Genomic DNA, 18,145 nt, shown 5'->3' with positions numbered 1-18,145 from the left:
GACCTGCCGTCTGACCTGCCGGTCGTCCCGTCTCCTGCCCTGCCGCCGCCCCGGCCGGGGTCATTGCCGCACCGTCCCGGGCCTCGTCTCGTCCCGTGTCTCCTCCTGAGCCGCGTCGGGGTCCGCGTCGCCCAGGTAGGCGGCGCGCACGGCCGGGTCGCGTTCGATCTCCTCGGGCGTGCCGACCGCCAGCGTCCGGCCCAGATTCATCACGTGGACGCGGTCGCAGACCGCCATCACCATTTCCATGTGGTGTTCGACCAGGATGATCGCCATGTTCCCGTCGCGGGCCAGCCTGCGCAGCAGGGTGATCAGCTCCTGCACCTCCCCCGGCCCGAGCCCCGCGGCGGGTTCGTCCAGCAGCAGCACCGACGGTGCGCCCGACACCGCGCGCGCGATTCCGGCGAGCCTGCGCAGGCCGAAGGAGACCTCGCCGGGTTTGTCGCCGGAGCATTCCCCGAGCCCGAACAGCTCGACGGCGGCCCGTCCAGCGGGCGAGAGCCGGCCGCGGGCGGGTCTCAGCAGGTCCAGGAGCAGGCCCCCCAACCGCCTGCCCTCATGCCCGACCATGACGTTCTCGCCGACCGTGAGGTCCTCGAACAGCTCGATGCCCTGGAAGGAGCGGCCCAGTCCGCTGCCGGCGCGCCGGTGCGGTGGCAGGCCCGACAGGACCTTGCCGCCGAGCATGACCCGGCCGGCGGCCGGCACCAGGCCGGTGACGGCGTCGATGGCGGTGGTCTTGCCGGCGCCGTTGGGGCCGATGAGCCCGAGGATCTCGCCGGGCGCCACGGCCAGCGACAACCCGTCGACGGCGCGCACCTCGCCGAACCGCACCGACAGGCCCTCGACGCGCAATCCGGCGGCCCGCACCCCCGGAACCGCCGGACGAGCCGCCGGCTCCCCCGTGTCGGGCGCCGCCGAGGTCTGCGGCCGCGGGTGCGGGCGCGCCGCACCGCGGCGCACGGCCGCGACCGCGTTCCGCAGGGCCTCCGCGCCGGGAAGCCGCCGGGCGGCGGCCGCTCCCAGGTGCCGCCAGGTCTCGAGGGTCTCCGGCACGATGCCGCTCGGCTGCACCACCAGCGTCAGCATCAGCGCCAGGCCGCTGATCAGCGGCAGGTAGTCGGCGATGCCGCTGAAGCCGAGCCAGGTGGACACGATCCCCCCGCTGGCCATCACGCCCGCCACGATCGCGCCGCCGCTGTAACCGACGCCGGCGAGCACAACGGTGCTGACCAGCAGAATCGAGCTGAAGGCGTCGAAGGTGGTGAAGGTGGCGACACCGGTCTGGAAACCGGTCAGGACGCCATAGAGCCCGGCGATGAACGCGGCCAGCGAGAAGGCGACCAGCTTGGCGGCTCCGACGCTGATACCGACCGAGGCCGCGGCGCGCTCGTTGCCCCGGACGGCCAGCAGCTGGCGGCCGAGCGGCCCCCTGCGGACGCGGACCATCAGCAGCCCGACCAGCAGCAGCAGCGCCAGCACCAGGTCGGCGTAGCGTTCCGGATGCAGGTTGGCGTCGACCGACCAGCCCAGGACCGTCAGCGGCCCGGTGGTCAGGCCCTCGAAGCCGCCGGTCCAGCGCGGGTTGTTGAAGGCGACGTCGTTCACCACGACCCCGAGGGCCAGCGTGATCGCGGCCAGGTTGGCGCCGCGGGTGCGCAGTGCGGGCAGGGCGACCGCGAGACCGACCGGGACGGCCAGGACGGCCCCGGCGAGCAGGCTCGGCACCAGCGGCCACCCCCAGGCGTGGGAGGCGTTGGCGGCCAGCAGCGCACCCGCGCCGCTCAGCGCCAGCGGCGCCAGGGTGAGCTGACCGGCGTACCCGGTGACCAGCACGACCGACAGCGCCACGATGGCGGCCATGGCCGTGGCGGTGATGGGCCCGACCCAGGAGGCGGGCCCCAGGTGGACGGCCAGCAGCAGGACCAGCACCACCCCTGCCACGCCGGTGCGGCCGAAGTGGGCGCGGCCGACCGCCGGGAGTGCCTGCTGCGCCTCCGAGCGGACCGGCAGGCTCCGGCCGCGCGCGACGAACAGGATGGCGATGCCCAGGAAGGGCACCGCTTTCGACCAGCCCGGTGTGGACACGTAGTTGCCGACGACGGACTCCGCGGCGCCGATCGCGAGGCCCGCGGCCAGCGCGCCGGGGAAGGAGGAGAACCCGCCGGCGATGGCCGCCGCGACGGCGGGGACGACCAGCATGGACAGCGTGTCGGTCTGCAGGCCGGTCAGCGGCGCGATCAGGCAGCCGCACAGGCCCGCCAGCCCGCTGCCGATCGCCCAGTTCGCGCCGGCGACCAGCCTGGGGGACCCGCCGAGCGCGCCGACGGCGTCCGGGTCGTGCCAGACGCCCGTGGTCAGCCGGCCGAACTGGGTGGACCGGTAGGCGTACCAGGCGGCGAGGGTGACCACGACCGCGATCAGCAGCAGGATCAGCCGGTCCAGTCCGACCGCCGCCCCGCTCCACAGGTGCAGGGGCGAGGAGGGCAGGAAGCCGGGGACCATCTTGCTCTCGGTGCCGTAGCGCAGCGCGACCGCCGACTGCAGGGTCACGAACAGGCCGAGGGTGGCCGCCACCTTGGCCAGGGTCGAGGCCCGGCGCATGGGTGTCATGACGATGGCGTGGAAGAGCACGCCGAAGGCGGCGGCGCCCGCCGTCACCGCGACGACGGCGATCGGTGCCGGCACGATGTGGCGCAGGTCGACGAACAGGTAGGCGGCGGCCATCGCGATGGCGCCCTGGGCGAAGTTGAGCACGCCGGAGCTGCGGTAGACGGCCACGATCCCCTGGGCGAGCAGCCCGTAGACCGCGCCGCTGCCCAGGCCGATGATCGCGTAGAGCAGGACGTTCATGGGTGCCTCACCCCGTTCACCGCGGCGGTCGTCAGGCGTTCGATCTCTTCGGGGTGGTCCCGGTGGTCGGCCGAGCGGCCGTCCAGGGCGACGCCGCCCTGGCGCAGCACGAGGAACCGGTCGGACAGGGCCAGGGCCCGCCGCAGCACCTGCTCGACGAGCAGGACGCCGGTCCCCGCCTCCGCGGCCGCGCGCAGCAGCGCCGTGACGGCCTCGGCGGCCAGGGGCGACAGCCCCTGGGAGAACTCGTCGACGACCAGCAGCCGGGGGCGCCGGGCCAGCGCGCGTCCGACGCTGAGCAGTTGCTGCTCGCCGCCCGACAGCAGGCCCGCCCGGCGGTCGAGCAGCCCGGCCAGCGCCGGGACCACGGCCACGACCTCGTCGAGGTCCACCTTGGCCAGGCGCAGGTTGTCCCGGACGCTCAGGGCCGGGATCAGCGAGCGGTTGTCGGCGATGTAGCCCAGCCCGGCCCGGGCGCGCTGGTGCAGCGGCGCCCGCGTCGCCTCGCCGAACAGGTGCACCTCGCCGCCGAGCTGCCGCTGGAGCCCCACGACGGTGCGCAGGACCGTGGTCTTGCCCGCGCCGTTGCCGCCGAGCAGGGCCGTGATCTCGCCTTCGTCCACGGCCAGGTCGACGCCGTCGACGACACGCATGTCTCCGTAGCCGGCCGCCAGTCCCCTGGTCCGCAGGAGAACCCGGCGGGCCGGCGTGGAGGCGGCAGGCGGCCGGGGCCGGTCCCCGGGTGGTGTGGGCCGCTCTGTCACCACGGTGTCCTTCCTAGGAGCCGCTGTAGACGCTGACGAACTTCTGGCTGATGGGGACGCGCTTACCGCCGGTGGCCTGGTACTCGATGACATAGGGGTCGACGATCCGCGGATACTGCGGCAGGGCGCCGGGCTTGGAGAAGGTGAGGCTCCCGCCGGTCACGCCGTGGGTGTCGATGGCCGGTACCGTCTTGAGCCGCTTGATCAGCGTGGCGCTGGTCAGGGGCGTCTGCCCCTTGAGGACCTGGGCGATCGCGTAGGTGGCGAGCCAGGAACCGGCCGAGATGCTGTCGGTGGCGGCCTTGGGGTCGTAGGCGCGCATCTGGTCGTAGAACAGGGCCGCCTTCGGGTCGCCGGAGTAGGCGATGTCGCTGGGGGTGTAGGTGTTGTCGGCCAGCGTCCCGAGCGTCTTGATGTCGCTTTCCAGCAGGGTCGGGTATCCGGCGGTGAACGCCCCGGTGAAGCCGGCCTGCCGGACCGCCTTCAGGATGCGGGCGCCGTCCCCGGCGTTGCAGGCGCAGGCGATCCCGCCGGGGCGCTTGGCCACGGCCTGGGCCGCGGCGGGCGTGGGATCGGGGTTGCCGATCGTCGAGACGATCCGGCTGGTGACCGAGCCGCCTGCCGCCTTCACCCCGCCGGTGACGACGTCGGCGACGAAGGCGGACTGGGAGTTCTGGTGCCTGATGATGACGACCTGCTTGCCGCCCTTCTGCACCGCCAGGCGTCCGGCCTGGTAGAAGCCGGTGACGGTCCCGCCGGTCATCGGGTAGGACATCTCGTTGGTCGCCTGGTCGGCGGAGATGACGTCGAGTCCCACCCAGGGGATCCCCGCGGTCTTCAGCACGGGCCACAACTGCGCGGTGAACAGGTCGATGCCGCCCACCATGGCGACCACGCGCTCCTGCGCCGCCTTGCGCACGCACGCCAGCGCGGTGGACGGGTTCAGCTGGTCGTTGCACTCGATGACCTTGATGGGGCGGCCGTCGATGCCGCCGGCCTTGTTGATCGCCTCGGCGGCCGCCAGCGCGCCGGTCGCGGCCTGCGGATACGACAGGTTCGGGCTCGACAGCGTCCCCGAGACCATGATCGAGACGGGAGAGCCGGAGGATCCCTTCCCGTCGCCGGAGGATCCGGAACCGCCGCAGGCCGTGGCCAGGCCTGCGAGCACCGTGCCGATGAGGACGAAGGCGGATGTGCGTCTCACGGGGACTCCTCTCACCCGTCGGGCGCATAACCCAACCAGTTAGGGGGGAATGATCTGCTGGGGCGACGGCACGTGCCCACCGCTCCCACCAGGTCAGTTGGCCGATGAGCGGATCCTCAACTGACCAAGTGGTTGGCAAACTAGCAACGCCCGATCTGAGCGTCAACGCTCGGCGTGCGATGAATTTTCGCAAGCACAACGGCCATGAGAGGCGACTTCCGCGACCTCCGGCCCCACTCTTGATTTAGCCGACCATCCAGTTGAAGATGTTGGCGATGGCCGCGGGAACGGACGGTGACGATGATCGGCAAGTCCCCTGCGGCGGTCGCGGAGCGGCCACCCGCCCGAGCCGGACACCCCTCAGCGCCCGGCAGCCTGAAGCGCAGGCATCGAGAAGAGGATGACGGCTTGTCCATGTTCGCCGAGTCCATCGCGCCCCTGCACGAGTACCGGCACCCACCGGACCGCACTCCGAGCTACAACGAGTCCACCTACTACAACTTCACTTCACCGGGCTCTGGAGTGGTCGGGTGGCTGCGCATCGCCGTGCAGCCCAACCGACCCGCGGGCCAGGCGACGGCACTGATCTTCCTGCCGGAGGGCAGGACGCTGCTGGCCTTCCACCGGGTGGAGCAGACCACCGCCGACACCCTCGCGGTGGGCCCCATCGCGATCGAGATCGACGAGCCGCACCGGCGCCAGCGACTGACCTTCGACGGCCCCGTCTCGGTCTTCCCCGAACCGCGGGTGCTGTCCGATCCCGGCCCCGCGTTCCGCGCCGCACCACTCGTCGGCGCACGGATCGACCTGACCGTCACCGGCAACGGCGACTCCTTCGGCACCAGCGGCGAGGATCCGGCCAACATCCTTGAGAGGTCCATGGCACTCGGCCACTACGAGCAGTTCATCCAGCTCGCCGGGAGCCTGCGGGTGGACGGCGAGGAGCACCAGATCCAGGGGGGCGGGCTCCGTGACCACTCATGGGGACCGCGCGACTGGGCCGGGCCGCGCTTCTACCGGTGGATCTCCGCCTCCTTCGACGACGGGTCGGCGGTCATGGGGCTGCAGGTCGCCCAAGCCGACGGCACCATGACCCGGCGAGCCGCGCTGGCCTCCGCGGGCATCGCCACCGAGGCCCGGCTCGGCGAAGTGGCACTGGAGTGGACCGATGACGGCTTCTGCCGCCGGATCTCCTGCGCGCTCCAGGGCCCGGACAGCGAGTCGACGCTCACCGGGACCGCGCGCGTCCCCGAGCAGTTCGTACCGCTGCGGCACCACCGCCCGCAGGACGGCACCTCACACGGCGTGACCAGGATCGGCTACTCGGCCTACGACTTCGAACTGAGCGACGGCCGTCACGGCCTGGGCATCGTCGAGGTCCTCGACCGCATGGTCGACGGCCTGCCGATCTCGATGACCGGACAGGACTCGTGACACCGGCCCGAGGCCGCCTCAGCCCGACCCGCTCCGGCCTCGTGAGCCGACCGTTGCGTCCACCCTGCTGAACCGACCCGCGACCGGCCGACAGGCCCCGCACCACACGGGTCGACCGCGAGAAAGGCCGTACATGGGCACGACATCCGACGCGCAGCGCAGCCTGGCGGTGGTGTGGGAGGCGATCGCGGAACAGTTCCCCGACGCCCCCGCCCATATCCAGGGCGAGCGCGCCTACACCTGGTCCCAGTTCGACCAGCGCGCGGACGGCATCGCGCGCACGCTGCTGGACGCCAAGGCGTCCCAGAGCGACCGAGTCGCCCAGTACCTGCGTAACAGCCCGGAGTATCTGGAGGTCTCTCACGCGGCGCTGAAGCTGGGCATCCCCGCGGTCAACTCCAACTACCGCTACAAGGGCGACGAACTGCGCTACCTGTGGGACGACGCCGACGTGACCTCGGTCGTCTTCCACGGCGCCTTCACCGAGACCGTGCAGGGCCTGCGCGCCCGGCTGCCGCGCGTCCGCGCGTGGATCCATGTCGACGACGGCACTCACGACTGCCCGCGGTGGGCGATCCCCTACGAGCAGGCCGCGGCCGCCGCGACCGGCCGCACCACCGGTCCCTGGGGCCGCAGCGGCGAAGACCTGTTCCTGCTCTACACCGGCGGGACCACCGGGCTGCCCAAGGGGGTGATGTGGCGGACCACCGACTTCCTGGAGCAGACCAACGACGTCTCCAGACCGCACTACGACATCGACGATCTGGCCGGCAGCGTCCGCCGGACATTGCGCGAGCCGGGCTGGAGCCACATTTCCGCCAGCCCGTACATGCACGGCTCCGGCCTGTTCGGCGCGTTCATGACGATGCACGAAGCCGGTTGCGTCGTCTCGCTGGCCGGGACGGGATTCGACGCCGCCGAGTTGTTGCGGACGATCGACGCGCACGGTGTCGCCAGCCTGGCGATCAGCGGCGAGGTCTTCGCGGGCCGCATCCTGGCGGCCTTCGACGCCGAACCCGGCCGCTTCGAGGGCGCCTCCGTCAGGCACGTGCTCAACTCCGGTGGCATGCTCAGCGAAGCCGCCAAACGCGGGCTGCTCACGCACTGGCCGGACGCCCGCATCCTCGACGGCTTCTCCTCGACGGAGGGCTTCGGGATCGGCTGGTCGCTGGCCACGCAGGGCGACATCCCTCCGACGGGCCTGTTCTCCCCCGGCCCCAACACCCGGCTCCTGGACGAGAGCGGAGCCCCGGTGACGGCGGGATCGGGCGCCGTGGGCCGGCTGTCGGTGCACAACCGGCTTCCGGTCGGCTACTACAAGGACCCCGAGAAGTCGGCCCGGACGTTCTACGCGATCGACGGCGTGCGTTCGTCCGTCCCCGGTGACAACGCGTTGCTGCTGCCCGACGGCCGGATCCAACTGCTGGGCCGGGACTCGCTCTGCATCACCTCGGGCGGCGAGAAGATCTTCACCGAGGAGGTCGAGTCGGTGATGCTCGACCACGAGGCGGTCGCCGACGCCCTGGTCGTGGGCGTCCCCGACCCGGTGTGGGGACAGGTCGTGAGCGCCGTGGTGAACCTCCGCGACGGGCGCACGGCGACCGCCGCCGACCTGATCGCGCACGTCAAGGAACGTCTGGCGGGGTACAAGGCGCCCAGGCTGATCGCTTTCGTCGACCTGGTCCCCCGCGGCCCCAACGGCAAGGCCGACTACCAGGCCGCCCGCGTCCTGGCCGAGGCCGCTCGCTCCGGGCCCGCAACCGCCTGACGCACCGGCCTCCCGTCTCGTCCGCGAGGCGGGAGGCCCGTCCGTTCCCGGCCGGTGGCACCGCTCGTCACCCGGCCAGGGACATCGCGGCCAAGGGCGGCCTCGACGCTTCTTCCGATCAGATCCGCTCGATGATCGTGGCGGTGGCCATGCCGCCACCGGTGCACATGGTGACGGCTCCGGTCGACAGGTCGCGGCGCTCGAGCTCGTCGAGCAGGGTGGCGAACAGGATCGGCCCGCTCGCCCCGATCGGGTGGCCCAGCGCGATGGCTCCTCCGTTGACGTTCACCGCCGCCGGGTCCGTACCCGTCTCGCGCAGGAAACGCAGAACGACCGAGGCGAACGCCTCGTTGACCTCGAACAGGTCGATGTCGGCCAGGGTCATCCCGGCCCTGCGGGCGCACTTGAGCACGGCCGGGGCGGGGGCGGTGAGCATGGCGACCGGTTCCGCGCCGGTGCTCGCGGTGGCCAGCACCCGGGCGCGAGGACGCCAGCCGCGCTCGCGCGCGGTCCGCTCGTCGGCGAGCAGGACGGCGGCCGCGCCGTCGGCCAGCCCGGAGGAGTTGCCGGCGTGATGGACGTGCTGGACCTGCGCCACATGCGGGTAGACCGTGCGGCACATCTCGTCGAAGGTGCGGTCGTAACCTTCCAGGTCCGCACCGCCCAACTGGGCGAAGGACGCTGGGAGCCCGGCAAGCGCCTCCATGCTGGTGGCGCGCGGCAGTTCCTCCCGGTCCAGGATCACCGAGCCGTCATCGGCCAGGACCGGAACCATCGACCCGCCGAACCGGCCGTCCTCGATCGCGGCGGCGGCGCGGCGCTGCGATTCCAGCGCGTAGGCGTCCACGTCCGAGCGGCCGATCCCGTCGAGCGTCGCGATCAGATCGGCGGAGACGCCCTGCGGCACCAGGGGGTGCCTGGCGCGCAGCCGCGCGTTGCCGCCGTCCAGGGTGAGCGGGCCGCCGGCCGGGTAGCGCGACATCATCTCGACGCCGGAGGCCACCACGGTGTCCGCCTGCCCGGCGGCGATCATCATCGCCGCGGTGTTGATCGCCTGCTGGCCCGAGCCGCAGAACCGGTTCATGGTCAGGCCGGGTACGTGGTCGGGCCACCCGGCGGCCAGGACCGACAGGCGGGCGACGCAGTCCCCGTGGTCACCGACCGCGTTGGCGCACCCGGTCAAGACGTCCTCGACCTCGGCCGGGTCGAGCCCGGTGCGCTTCTCCAGCTCGCGCAGCACCCCGGCGAGCAGCTCCTGAGGGTGGATCCCGGACAGCGCACCGCCCGGCCTGCCCCTGCCCCGCGGCGTGCGGACCACGTCGACGATCACGGCATTCTGCATGACCGCGACGCTACCAAACCAACCGAATGGTTGGCTATGATGCTCGCAGCACAGCTTTGAGGAGGTTCGGTGGCCGAGAGTCTGCGCTACGACGACCGGGTGGCGATCGTGACGGGCGCGGGCGGGGGGTTGGGCCGCGCGTACGCACGGCTTCTCGCCGCCCGCGGTGCCGCGGTGGTCGTCAACGACGTCGATCGCCCGTCCGAGGACGGGCGCACCCCCGCCGAGTCGACGTGCGAGGAGATCGTCGAACTGGGCGGGGCCGCGACCCCCTGCAACGCCTCCATCGCCGAACCGGGCGCGGGCGCCGACGCCGTGCAGACGGCCCTCGATACCTACGGCCGGGTTGACATCATCGTGAACAACGCGGGGATCGTCCGGGACCGTTCCTTCGCGAGGATGCCGGAAGAGGACCTGCGGGCGGTCCTGGACGTCCACCTGCTCGGCTCCTTCCGCCTGACCCAGGCGGCGTGGCCGCACCTGGCCGAGCGGCGGTACGGGCGGGTCGTCATGACCACCTCGGTCGCCGGACTGTTCGGCAACTTCGGCCAGGCCAACTACTCCTCCGCCAAGGCGGGACTCGCCGGCCTGGGCCGCACCCTGGCGATCGAGGGAGCGCGCAAGGACATCCGGGTGAACATCGTCTCGCCGGGAGCCGCGACGGACATGACCTCTGCGGCACTGCCGCAGGACCTGCACGCGGCGATGTCACCGGACCGGGTGGCGCAGCTCGTCGGCTATCTGTGCCACGAGTCGTGCACGGCGACCGGCGAGATCTTCTACGCCGCCGCGGGCCACTACGCGCGCAACCTGATCGTCCAGACCGCCGGCTACCGCAACCCCGCCGCGACCGTGGAGGACATCGCCGCGAACCTGGGCCAGATCATGGACACCGAGCAGTGGACGATCCCGTCCGACGCCCTGGCGCTGCCGGAGACCTGACCGGGCCGCACCCGAGCCGGTGCCCGGGGCGCCGCTCGGGTGCACCGGCTCAGCGGGGCATCCCCAGGCCCTGGGTGGCGATGATGTCGAGCTGGATCTCGTTGGTGCCGCCGCCGAAACGCCACACCGGGGACGACTGCAGCCCGTGTTCCAGGTGCCCGTGCGCCGGAGCGTACTGCGACCCGGTCGCGATCGTGCCCTCCTCGCCGATGAGGTCCAGGCCCGTGTCACAGATCCGCTGCCGGAGCTCGCCCCACCAGATCTTGTTGATCGAGGCCTCGGCGTAGGGCACCTGGCCCGCGGCGAGCATCCGGGCCCCGCGCAGCGCGAACAGCCGGCAGATCTCCACGTCGACGGCGTGCTCGCCCATGGTGACCTGCAGCGTGCCGGCCTCGGGGGTCCGGCCGTCCAGCAGCCCGGCGCCGCCGGCCCACTCCTCCAGTTGCCGCAGCTCCCAGCGCGGCTCGTTGTGGTAGAACATCCGCTCGAAGTTGAGCGCGGCCGTGACGGCCTTCCAGCCGCCGTTCTCGGTGCCGACCATCGCCTCGGCGGGGACGCGCACGTCGTCCAGGAAGACGGCGTTGGTGCGCTCCCCGCCCTGGGTGATGATCGGCGTGATGGTGATCCCGGGGGTGTCCATCGGGATGATGAACAGGCTGACGCCCCGGTGCCTGTCCTCCTGCGCCCCGGTCCGGACCGCCAGCCACAGGTGGGTGGCCACCGAAGCGCCGGTCGTCCAGATCTTCTGGCCGTTGACCAGGTAGTGGTCCCCGTCGCGCACGGCCCGGGTGCGCAGCGCCGCCAGGTCGCTGCCGGCGTCCGGTTCGCTGTAGCCGATCGCGAACTCCAGCTCACCCGCCCGGATCCGCGGCAGCAGCTCGGCCTTCTGCCGGGCGCTGCCCATGAGCATCAGCGTCGGGCCGATCGAGTTGAGGGTCAGCAGGCCGTTGGGCAGCCTGCGATCGTAGAGCTCTTCGGCGAACAGCCACTGCTCGATCGGGGTGCGGCCCTGACCGCCGTACTCGCGCGGCCAGGAGATGCCCAGCCAGCCGTCGGCGCCGAGCCGCCTGAGGAAACGCCGGCCGTGCTCGCGCGGCTGCATGGGGTCCTCGGTGTTCTCCACCCGCGTCGCCTCGACCAAGGCGGGGTCCAGGCCGTCCAGGTAGGCACGCAGCCGCGCGAGGAACTCCAGTTGCTCCGGTCCGATCGCCGTCTTCATTCACAGTCCTTCCGGGCCGCCGCCCGCACGGCAGCCGTCCGTTGACGGGGACACCGGCACCGAGCATGCGGGGCCGTGCACCTGACCTCAACTATAGCCAACCGATTAGTTAGTTATCCAGATAGCATTCCGTCCCGCCGGACGAACCTCGCGGTTCGCCCTGTGCTGGGCGCATCGCCTGGTGCAACAAGGGCAGAGTTAGTCAACTGACTGGTTGATTCTCATCAGGCGGGATCCTACGATGCGCGCATGAGCATCGAGTTCGAGAGCGCGGACGGCATCGCCCGCGTCACCCTCGCGGCGCCGGAGCGCCGCAACGCCCTCACCCCGGACGAGTTCGCCCAGCTGCGCGATGTCCTGGCCGCGATCGCGGCGAGCCCGTCCGAGCGCGTGGTCGTCATCACGGGAGAGGGCACCGCTTTCTGCGCGGGGGCGGCGCTGCCGCCCGACCGCCCGCAGAGTCCGCCCATCGTGCTGATGCGCCAGATCAACGAGACCGCCCGCGCCCTGCACCGGATGCCGCAGCCGTGCGTGGCGGCGGTGAACGGCCCCGCGGTGGGTGCGGGGATGAGCCTGGCCCTCGGCTGCGACTTCGTCATCGCCTCGACCACCGCCACCTTCAGCCAGATCTTCGTCAAGCGGGGCCTGTCCCCCGACTTCGGCAGTTCCTGGCTGCTGCCGCGGCTCGTCGGTCTGCACACGGCCAAGCGCCTCGCGCTTCTCGGCGACACCATCGACGCCGAGCAGGCCGCGGCGCTGGGCCTGGCCGGCGAGGTGGTCGCGCCCGACGAGCTCGAGGCGGCCGTCACAGAACTGGCGCGGCGGCTGGCCGCCGGCCCGCCGATCGCGCTGGCCCTCACCAAAGATCTTCTCAATCAGTCGCTCACGACCGGCTTCGACGACGCGCTGGGCCGCGAGGCCGCCGCCGCCGCGACCAACCTGGGCGCCGAGGACACCACCGAGGCGTTCGCGGCCTTCCGGGAAAGGCGCGCGCCCCAGTTCAAGGGGCGCTGACTCTCCGGTCGGCCCGGCCTGCGTGCACCGCCGCCCGGCCGCTGAGGCGGGCACGGGGCCGGGACCCGCCGGCGGGTCCCGGCTCGCTGTTCCCGGCGGGCGGCGCGCGGTCACCGGATGATGATCCGGCGCTCAGCACCGGTGCGTCCTGCTACGGGCAACCGGCCGCCGGCTCAGGCCGTCTTCGGCAGGCGGTAGAGCAGGACGTCGTCCGGCCGCCACGCGATCTTCGATTGTCGGGGGGCGTCCAGACTGCTCGGCATCTGCGCCTGCCCGGGCGGTCAGACCTGCTCAGACTCGGGGGCGTTCACGTAGAACTGCCGCGACCAGCGCCGGAAGCGGGCGTAGTGCTCCTCCTCGCCGCCGGCGAAGGGCGGGTGCTCGACGTAGCGCTGGTTCTCCCAGATCGCGAAGTCGCGGCGGATCTGGCCCTTCTGGAACTCCAGCATCCGGGCGGCGGTGCCGGAGGGTTCGGGGTCGTCGCTCCCCGGCTCACGGGTGCAGGTGATGGTGTCGAACAACTGTGAGTGCTCCCGGTCGACCGGCGTGGCGGCGGTGAGCTGCGAGGTGATGAAGCCGTCGAGGACGAAGCGGGCGTTCGACAGGCCCAGGCCCCATGCCTCGGTCTCGATCTCGCCGGCGACCGGGCCGTCGGGGGTCAGCCAGGTCGACTGCTTGCCGTGGCCGAACACGAATCCGATGCGGGTGCGCAGGTAGTGCCCCTCCTCCTCCCACAGCAGCGGCTTGCCGGGCTGGCCGGACCCGTGCACCCACATGAAGTGGTAGTAGTCCGGAGTGTTCTCCACCGGAGACTGCGGAATGATCTTCCGGACGCCGATGTGGTCGGCGCCCTGCGGGTAGATCGGGTAGCAGCCGGCACCGTCCTTGAACTCGCGGATACCGGGCCACTCCCACCAGGGCGCCCGGCCGAAGCCGTCGTACCAGGCGATGATGAGCCCGTCGACCTCCCGGGTCTCCCACCGGTCGAGGCCGACGCGGCGCGTCTCACCCGGCGCGTAGGGGATCTCCGACAGCGCACCCTGCGCCGTCCACAGCCAGCCGTGGAACGGGCACTCGATGCAGTCGCCCTTCACCTTCCCGCCGTACCCCAGGTGCGCGCCGAGGTGGGCGCAATAGGCGTCCAGCAGGGCCACCTCGCCCTGCTCGGTACGGAACAGCACCAGGTCCTGATCGAAGTACTTCACCGGGCGCACCTCGCCCGGAGCGAGCTCCGCCGAGTACCCGATCTGGTACCAGCCGGTCGGGAAGACGTCGTACGGCCAGTCCTTCATCCACGTTCTCCGATCTCGGGATATCAACCATCTGGTTGGTAATGTAGGCAAGCGAGAGTTCATCGTCAACTGGCGATGGACAGCAAAGACGGCCATGTCATCCCATGTTTTCGGACACCTTTATCCAACTGGCTAGATGGTTACGTGGGCATCACCAGGTGACCTTGGACCGGCCCGGCGCCCTCGGTGCCCGGCACCCCTCCGACGTCGGCGGCACCCAACGAACGCGTCACTTCGGGCGATGAGCGTGCAGGGTCAGGGCTGCCCAGGGCCCGAGCAGCGGTTGCTCACAGGTCGGTAAGAGCGTTTCGCCGCCGTCGAGGCCGATCGTCTCGCCGGTGATGATGGCGCACCACAATGAAGTCGATGTTCACGAAGGCGCGCAGCATCCGGATGGCGCCGCCAGATTGCCGGAGCGGGCCGGCACTGTGCCGTCGACGGCCGGCCGGAGCGCGATCGCGCGCCCGAGCTCGCGGCCGCCGCCGGTGACGACGGCGACTCACCGGTGGTCGGTTCTCCGGAGGGTCGGTGCGGTCACCAGAGGCTGCCCTCGTGCCGGACCACCAGGGCGTGGTGGATCTCCCGGAGCCGCTCGGCCCGTTTCCCCGAGCGCAGCTGCATCGCCTTGGCGCGCCGGAAGTGGTGGTGCAGCACATGCTCGGTGGTGGTGCCGACCCCGCCGTGCACCTGCGCCGCGGTGAGCACGGCCGAGACGTAGGAGCGCCCCGCCGCGAATAGCGCCACCGCCCCGGTCGCGGTCACGTCCTCCCCCGCATCCGCGCGGGCCAGCGCCTCGTTGCAGGCCAATCGGGCCGCATCGGTGGCGATCGCGATCCGCGCGGCATGGTGGCGCACTGCCTGGAAGGCGCCGATCGCCTGGCCGAACTGAACCCGCTCGAGCGCGTAGGCGACCGTGCGTTCCAGCACCGCCTCGCAGCCACCGACCATCGAGCTGGCCCGCAGGAGGTCGGCGCGGGCGAGCGCCCTGAGGGCCGTGGCGGCGGGGACTTCCACGAACTCGGCGTCCTGGGATGCCAGATGGAAACCGTCCAGGTCCAGGCGGGTCACGCGTTCGTTGTCGATGCTCGGCACCGCGATGCTGCGGGCGTCCAGGAGTGCGCGGGCGACCACGGCGCACAACCAGTTCGCCGAATCCGCCACCGGAAGCAGCAGGACGACCTGTTCGCTCTGCGCCAGCCACTCCACGACCGTGGCGGCACCACCGATCTGGTATCCGCCGTCGACCTCGGCGGCGGCGACCGTGCGGTCCGGAGGCGCGACCAGGGCCGTCGGCGTGCCCTGCGCGATGCGGGCGAGCACTCCGTCGAAGCGGCCGCCTGCATCGACACCGAGCAGGACGTTCGCGGCCATGCTGGAACGCAGCAGCGGCGAGGCGAAGGCGGCCCGACCGCACTCGCGCAGCACGATGCCCGCCTCAGCCAGCGTGCCGTCCCCGCCGCCCACGTGCGTGGGGAGGTTGACCCCTGTCCAGCCCAGCTCGCACAGCTGCTTCCAGCGCCCGGGGTCGTACCCCTCGTCGGTGTCCTCCTGTCCGTTGAGATAGGCGTTGTCGACGAAATCGGCGAAATAGCCGCGGACCGTTTCGGCCAGCAGCGTCTCGTCTTCGGTCAGATCGGTATCAGCCAAAAGGGCCATCATCGGTCTCCTTCAAGGGGCGCTCCCGGGGTGCGTTCCAGGAGCATGACCCGACGGCAATCGGACGCCTGCTGACAGGCGCTCATGGTGTCCAGGCGTGCATGGTCGGGGTACCGCTCGGCCTGCCGTGCTCGACGGTCAACGGGGGTTCCGAGCAGGTCGCGGTTGAGCGCGGCTCCACCGGCGGATCTGCGGCACCTGGCGGAACGCACCGCCCCTTGCTCCCATCGTGACGTCCACCTAGGCACTATAACCAACCAGATGGTCAACTTGGTAGCGCCAGCGGACACCGTGCAGGGACGGCGTAGCCGACCGACCATCAGCGCTATGAACAGCGCAGACCGGTCTCTGTCACACCCAGACGCGGCCAAGGCCCGGAAGAGGCAGCAGAGTGGCACCTCTGACTCTGCCGCAGGTAGTCCACCATTTGGTTGGCTGATGGTCGGGGCTTGAGACGGTCCGAAGCCCGATGATCTGATCAGTGCGCCTGCCCTGTGTGTCAGGATCCGGGGATGTCGGATACCGGGGTATGGAGTGCGGTCCACGCCGTGGATTGGGCGGCGGTTCCCGGGCCCGCGGGCTGGTACGAGCCCGAAGAAGCGGCCTCGGGGTTGCGGAAGCTGGCCGTGGCGACGACCTTGGTCCAGGTCACGGCCGCGGTCGGGCGTCTGGAGAACGGGGGTCTGTGTCACGGTCACAGTGCTGCGGTGTTTCCCGCCGCAGCGGTCGCCGCGCCCGTGCTGCTGGAGATCGTCGGGCATGCCGGCCCACGGGCCAAGGCCGCCGCGCTCGAACTACTGGAGTCGGGGCTGCGCTATGACCCGCACGCCGGGTACGCGCGGATCGACACCGCCGAGGTCGCCCGGGTCCCTGTCTGCTGTGCGATCGCGGAACACATACGTGAACGCAGGGACCTGCTGACCGGCTGTGGGCAGGCTGGTCGGCGGCTGCTCGCCGAGGCCGGCGCGCATTGGCGCTTCCAGGTGGGCGAGCTGTTCTCCGAGGCAAACGACGTCATGGCTTTCGGCACCGCCGGCGGGATCGTGCCCAGGGACCACTTCCCGGCCGAAGTGCATGTCGCCGACAGGATCACCGCGAGCGCCGACGCCATCGCCGAGTATCCACTCGACGTGGACACCCGCGAGGGGGTCCTCCGTCTGATCGGTATGGGACTTGATCGGATCCGGACGGGTGCGGTGCTCTACTCGGCCGAGTGCGGTGCCCGTGTGCACTGACGAACGGCTTCCCTCTTACGGGGGTCGTGCCAAGGACAAGGTTGCCTCGGGCATCCGACCGCAACCGGCTCCCCAGGCTTCCACCATGCAGAGCTCGGCATGCACTCTGGCGCAACGATTCGCCCTGCCAGCGCGATAGGAAGCACTTTTGGGGCTTCGAGCGCACCAGGTAACGACGCGTTGGGGAGTGAAGCGCCCCGGGACACATCAGAGCCGCGACTGAACTCGGGGCGCTTCACTCTCCGACCAGGGTCCATCCGCAGACGAACCGTCGTCGCGGGCATGGTCAGCCAGTACCGCCACGTCGTGTAATCCCAGCTGAGATCGCGTGCTCGATACCCGAGCGGTGAACCGTACTCGGCTTACGGTCGGGAATCGGGCCGCCGGCCGCTCGACTCCCGCCCCCCGTGTGTTCGTGGTCAGGTGGTGGGCGAGGTCATCGGCTCATGTTCGGCCGGCCCGGAACCGTGAGTCGCGTGATTCCAGGCAAGGCCCGCGAACCACAGCCATGCCAGCATCGCGGCGATATAGAAGCCGACACCGGTTGGGATCTTCTCGCTCGCGCCCAACGCGATGAAGACGGGAATGGCGACTCCTGCCGCGAGGCACTGGCCGGCGATGACCTGTCGTTCCTCGCGCCAGAAGATGCCGCCGAAGACGAAGCAGGCGACGATGAGTGAGCTGAAGGCGACCATGAACGCGACCGAGTGCATCGTCGCCGAGGCCGTCATGACCGGCTCAAGATCTTGCGGTGTGCCCAAGGGAAAGCCGAGGCCTCGCGGAGCGGGGAAGATGCCGGCGAGGATGAGTCCGGCACCGAACCCTCCGATGAGGGCGGCCGACCAGCGCCGATGACGGAAGCGCCGGAGGGTGTTCGCCACCTCCAGCACCAGCAGGCCAGAGACGATGAACGTCGCGACCATCACCCACCCGCGGTCGCCGAGACTCAGCATGCTGATGGCGTGCCGCTCCAGATCGAACGCGGGGCGTGCGAACGCTTCGATGGTGGACACGCAGGCGAACAAGACCGCCGCTCCCACTCCGACCCGAAGCCTGGACATGCTCAAGCCCCCTCCCTCGGTTCAACAGGCGACGTGGTGGCGTCGGTGCAGGTGCGTAGCCCGCTGGTGTTTCCGTTGGGATCGTGGACGTAGACCGACACTCCAACGCCTCGAGCGCCGAACTGCTCAACCGGCCCGTTCAGCACGGCCAGGTCCGGCGACTCCAGCCATGGCCGCCGATCATCTGGGTCGATGACGAAGCAGAGGTGATCGACCCATGCGCCGGCCTTCGCCCCCTCCAGAGAGCCACGGCTGATGTCGTCTGCGCCCGGGGCGGCGTTCCGCGATAGGGGTCGAGTGCCTGTTCAACGTCCAGGACGTTGAGGGCGACATGGTCCAGCCGGGTCATGCGAGCATCACG

Annotated in this window: 13 protein-coding genes; 5 read left to right on the top strand and 8 right to left on the bottom strand. The window is 71.1% G+C overall.

Annotated elements, in window-relative coordinates; all coding sequences use genetic code 11:
- Window positions 1–60: 60 nt before the first annotated feature.
- The 3 genes from ACZ466_RS47590 to ACZ466_RS47580 form a co-directional block, all read right to left on the bottom strand.
- A complete protein-coding gene (locus ACZ466_RS47590; RefSeq protein WP_378281235.1) occupies window positions 61–2,853 on the bottom strand; it encodes an ABC transporter permease subunit in 2,793 nt (930 codons plus the stop codon).
- Entirely contained in the window at window positions 2,850–3,506 is a 657-nt protein-coding gene (locus tag ACZ466_RS47585) for an ATP-binding cassette domain-containing protein (protein WP_378281234.1), read from the bottom strand. The genes ACZ466_RS47590 and ACZ466_RS47585 overlap by 4 nt, the downstream gene beginning before the upstream one ends.
- A gap of 124 nt (window positions 3,507–3,630) precedes the next feature.
- Complete coding sequence (locus ACZ466_RS47580) at window positions 3,631–4,821, bottom strand: ABC transporter substrate-binding protein (protein ID WP_378281233.1); 1,191 nt, start codon at window positions 4,819–4,821, stop codon at window positions 3,631–3,633.
- Window positions 4,822–5,235: 414 nt separating this feature from the next.
- Here ACZ466_RS47580 and ACZ466_RS47575 point away from each other — a divergent pair, with 414 nt between their 5' ends.
- Together ACZ466_RS47575 and ACZ466_RS47570 are read left to right on the top strand one after the other, a co-directional pair.
- On the top strand, window positions 5,236–6,255 hold the full coding sequence (locus ACZ466_RS47575; protein WP_464044055.1) for a DUF7065 domain-containing protein: 1,020 nt from the start codon (window positions 5,236–5,238) through the stop codon (window positions 6,253–6,255).
- 133 nt (window positions 6,256–6,388) lie between these two features.
- Window positions 6,389–8,023 carry an AMP-binding protein gene (locus ACZ466_RS47570; protein ID WP_378281231.1) on the top strand — a complete coding sequence of 545 codons (1,635 nt, stop codon included), beginning with the start codon at window positions 6,389–6,391 and terminating at the stop codon, window positions 8,021–8,023.
- A 118-nt stretch (window positions 8,024–8,141) separates the two neighbouring features.
- Here the strand turns inward: ACZ466_RS47570 and ACZ466_RS47565 are convergent, their stop codons facing one another.
- On the bottom strand, window positions 8,142–9,365 hold the full coding sequence (locus ACZ466_RS47565) for an acetyl-CoA C-acyltransferase (RefSeq protein ID WP_378281230.1): 1,224 nt from the start codon (window positions 9,363–9,365) through the stop codon (window positions 8,142–8,144).
- Window positions 9,366–9,434: 69 nt separating this feature from the next.
- On the opposite strand from ACZ466_RS47565, the gene ACZ466_RS47560 reads away from it, so the two are divergent.
- Window positions 9,435–10,307, top strand: coding sequence for an SDR family NAD(P)-dependent oxidoreductase (locus ACZ466_RS47560; protein WP_378281229.1), 873 nt, complete (start codon window positions 9,435–9,437; stop codon window positions 10,305–10,307).
- Window positions 10,308–10,356: 49 nt separating this feature from the next.
- Here ACZ466_RS47560 and ACZ466_RS47555 read toward each other — a convergent pair whose 3' ends face one another.
- Window positions 10,357–11,526 carry an acyl-CoA dehydrogenase family protein gene (locus tag ACZ466_RS47555; protein WP_378281228.1) on the bottom strand — a complete coding sequence of 390 codons (1,170 nt, stop codon included), beginning with the start codon at window positions 11,524–11,526 and terminating at the stop codon, window positions 10,357–10,359.
- Window positions 11,527–11,775: 249 nt separating this feature from the next.
- On the opposite strand from ACZ466_RS47555, the gene ACZ466_RS47550 reads away from it, so the two are divergent.
- Window positions 11,776–12,540 carry an enoyl-CoA hydratase gene (locus ACZ466_RS47550; protein ID WP_378281227.1) on the top strand — a complete coding sequence of 255 codons (765 nt, stop codon included), beginning with the start codon at window positions 11,776–11,778 and terminating at the stop codon, window positions 12,538–12,540.
- Between the two features lie 281 nt (window positions 12,541–12,821).
- Here the strand turns inward: ACZ466_RS47550 and ACZ466_RS47545 are convergent, their stop codons facing one another.
- Together ACZ466_RS47545 and ACZ466_RS47540 are read right to left on the bottom strand one after the other, a co-directional pair.
- A complete protein-coding gene (locus tag ACZ466_RS47545; protein ID WP_378281226.1) occupies window positions 12,822–13,832 on the bottom strand; it encodes a Rieske 2Fe-2S domain-containing protein in 1,011 nt (336 codons plus the stop codon).
- 534 nt (window positions 13,833–14,366) lie between these two features.
- Window positions 14,367–15,479, bottom strand: a complete 1,113-nt coding sequence (locus ACZ466_RS47540) for an acyl-CoA dehydrogenase family protein (protein ID WP_378281225.1) — start codon at window positions 15,477–15,479, stop codon at window positions 14,367–14,369.
- 521 nt (window positions 15,480–16,000) lie between these two features.
- Here ACZ466_RS47540 and ACZ466_RS47535 point away from each other — a divergent pair.
- Complete coding sequence (locus tag ACZ466_RS47535) at window positions 16,001–16,723, top strand: hypothetical protein (RefSeq protein ID WP_378281224.1); 723 nt, start codon at window positions 16,001–16,003, stop codon at window positions 16,721–16,723.
- Window positions 16,724–17,142: 419 nt separating this feature from the next.
- On the opposite strand, the gene ACZ466_RS47530 is transcribed toward ACZ466_RS47535, so the two are convergent.
- Window positions 17,143–17,784, bottom strand: a complete 642-nt coding sequence (locus ACZ466_RS47530; protein ID WP_378281346.1) for a DUF998 domain-containing protein — start codon at window positions 17,782–17,784, stop codon at window positions 17,143–17,145.
- Window positions 17,785–18,145 lie beyond the last annotated feature (361 nt).

It is taken from the genome of Actinomadura rugatobispora, from assembly GCF_055379765.1.
This window is presented reverse-complemented; position numbering and strand designations above follow the sequence as displayed.

What these genes read in the sequence shown, in the direction of transcription:
- ACZ466_RS47545 (WP_378281226.1), bottom strand. Translation starts at nt 13,832, where the DNA reads ATGAAGGACTGGCCGTACGACGTCTTCCCGACCGGCTGGTACCAGATC.
- ACZ466_RS47530 (WP_378281346.1), bottom strand. Translation starts at nt 17,784, where the DNA reads ATGTCCAGGCTTCGGGTCGGAGTGGGAGCGGCGGTCTTGTTCGCCTGC.
- ACZ466_RS47585 (WP_378281234.1), bottom strand. Translation starts at nt 3,506, where the DNA reads ATGCGTGTCGTCGACGGCGTCGACCTGGCCGTGGACGAAGGCGAGATC.
- ACZ466_RS47575 (WP_464044055.1), top strand. Translation starts at nt 5,236, where the DNA reads ATGTTCGCCGAGTCCATCGCGCCCCTGCACGAGTACCGGCACCCACCG.
- ACZ466_RS47555 (WP_378281228.1), bottom strand. Translation starts at nt 11,526, where the DNA reads ATGAAGACGGCGATCGGACCGGAGCAACTGGAGTTCCTCGCGCGGCTG.
- ACZ466_RS47550 (WP_378281227.1), top strand. Translation starts at nt 11,776, where the DNA reads ATGAGCATCGAGTTCGAGAGCGCGGACGGCATCGCCCGCGTCACCCTC.
- ACZ466_RS47535 (WP_378281224.1), top strand. Translation starts at nt 16,001, where the DNA reads ATGTCGGATACCGGGGTATGGAGTGCGGTCCACGCCGTGGATTGGGCG.
- ACZ466_RS47570 (WP_378281231.1), top strand. Translation starts at nt 6,389, where the DNA reads ATGGGCACGACATCCGACGCGCAGCGCAGCCTGGCGGTGGTGTGGGAG.
- ACZ466_RS47590 (WP_378281235.1), bottom strand. Translation starts at nt 2,853, where the DNA reads ATGAACGTCCTGCTCTACGCGATCATCGGCCTGGGCAGCGGCGCGGTC.
- ACZ466_RS47565 (WP_378281230.1), bottom strand. Translation starts at nt 9,365, where the DNA reads ATGCAGAATGCCGTGATCGTCGACGTGGTCCGCACGCCGCGGGGCAGG.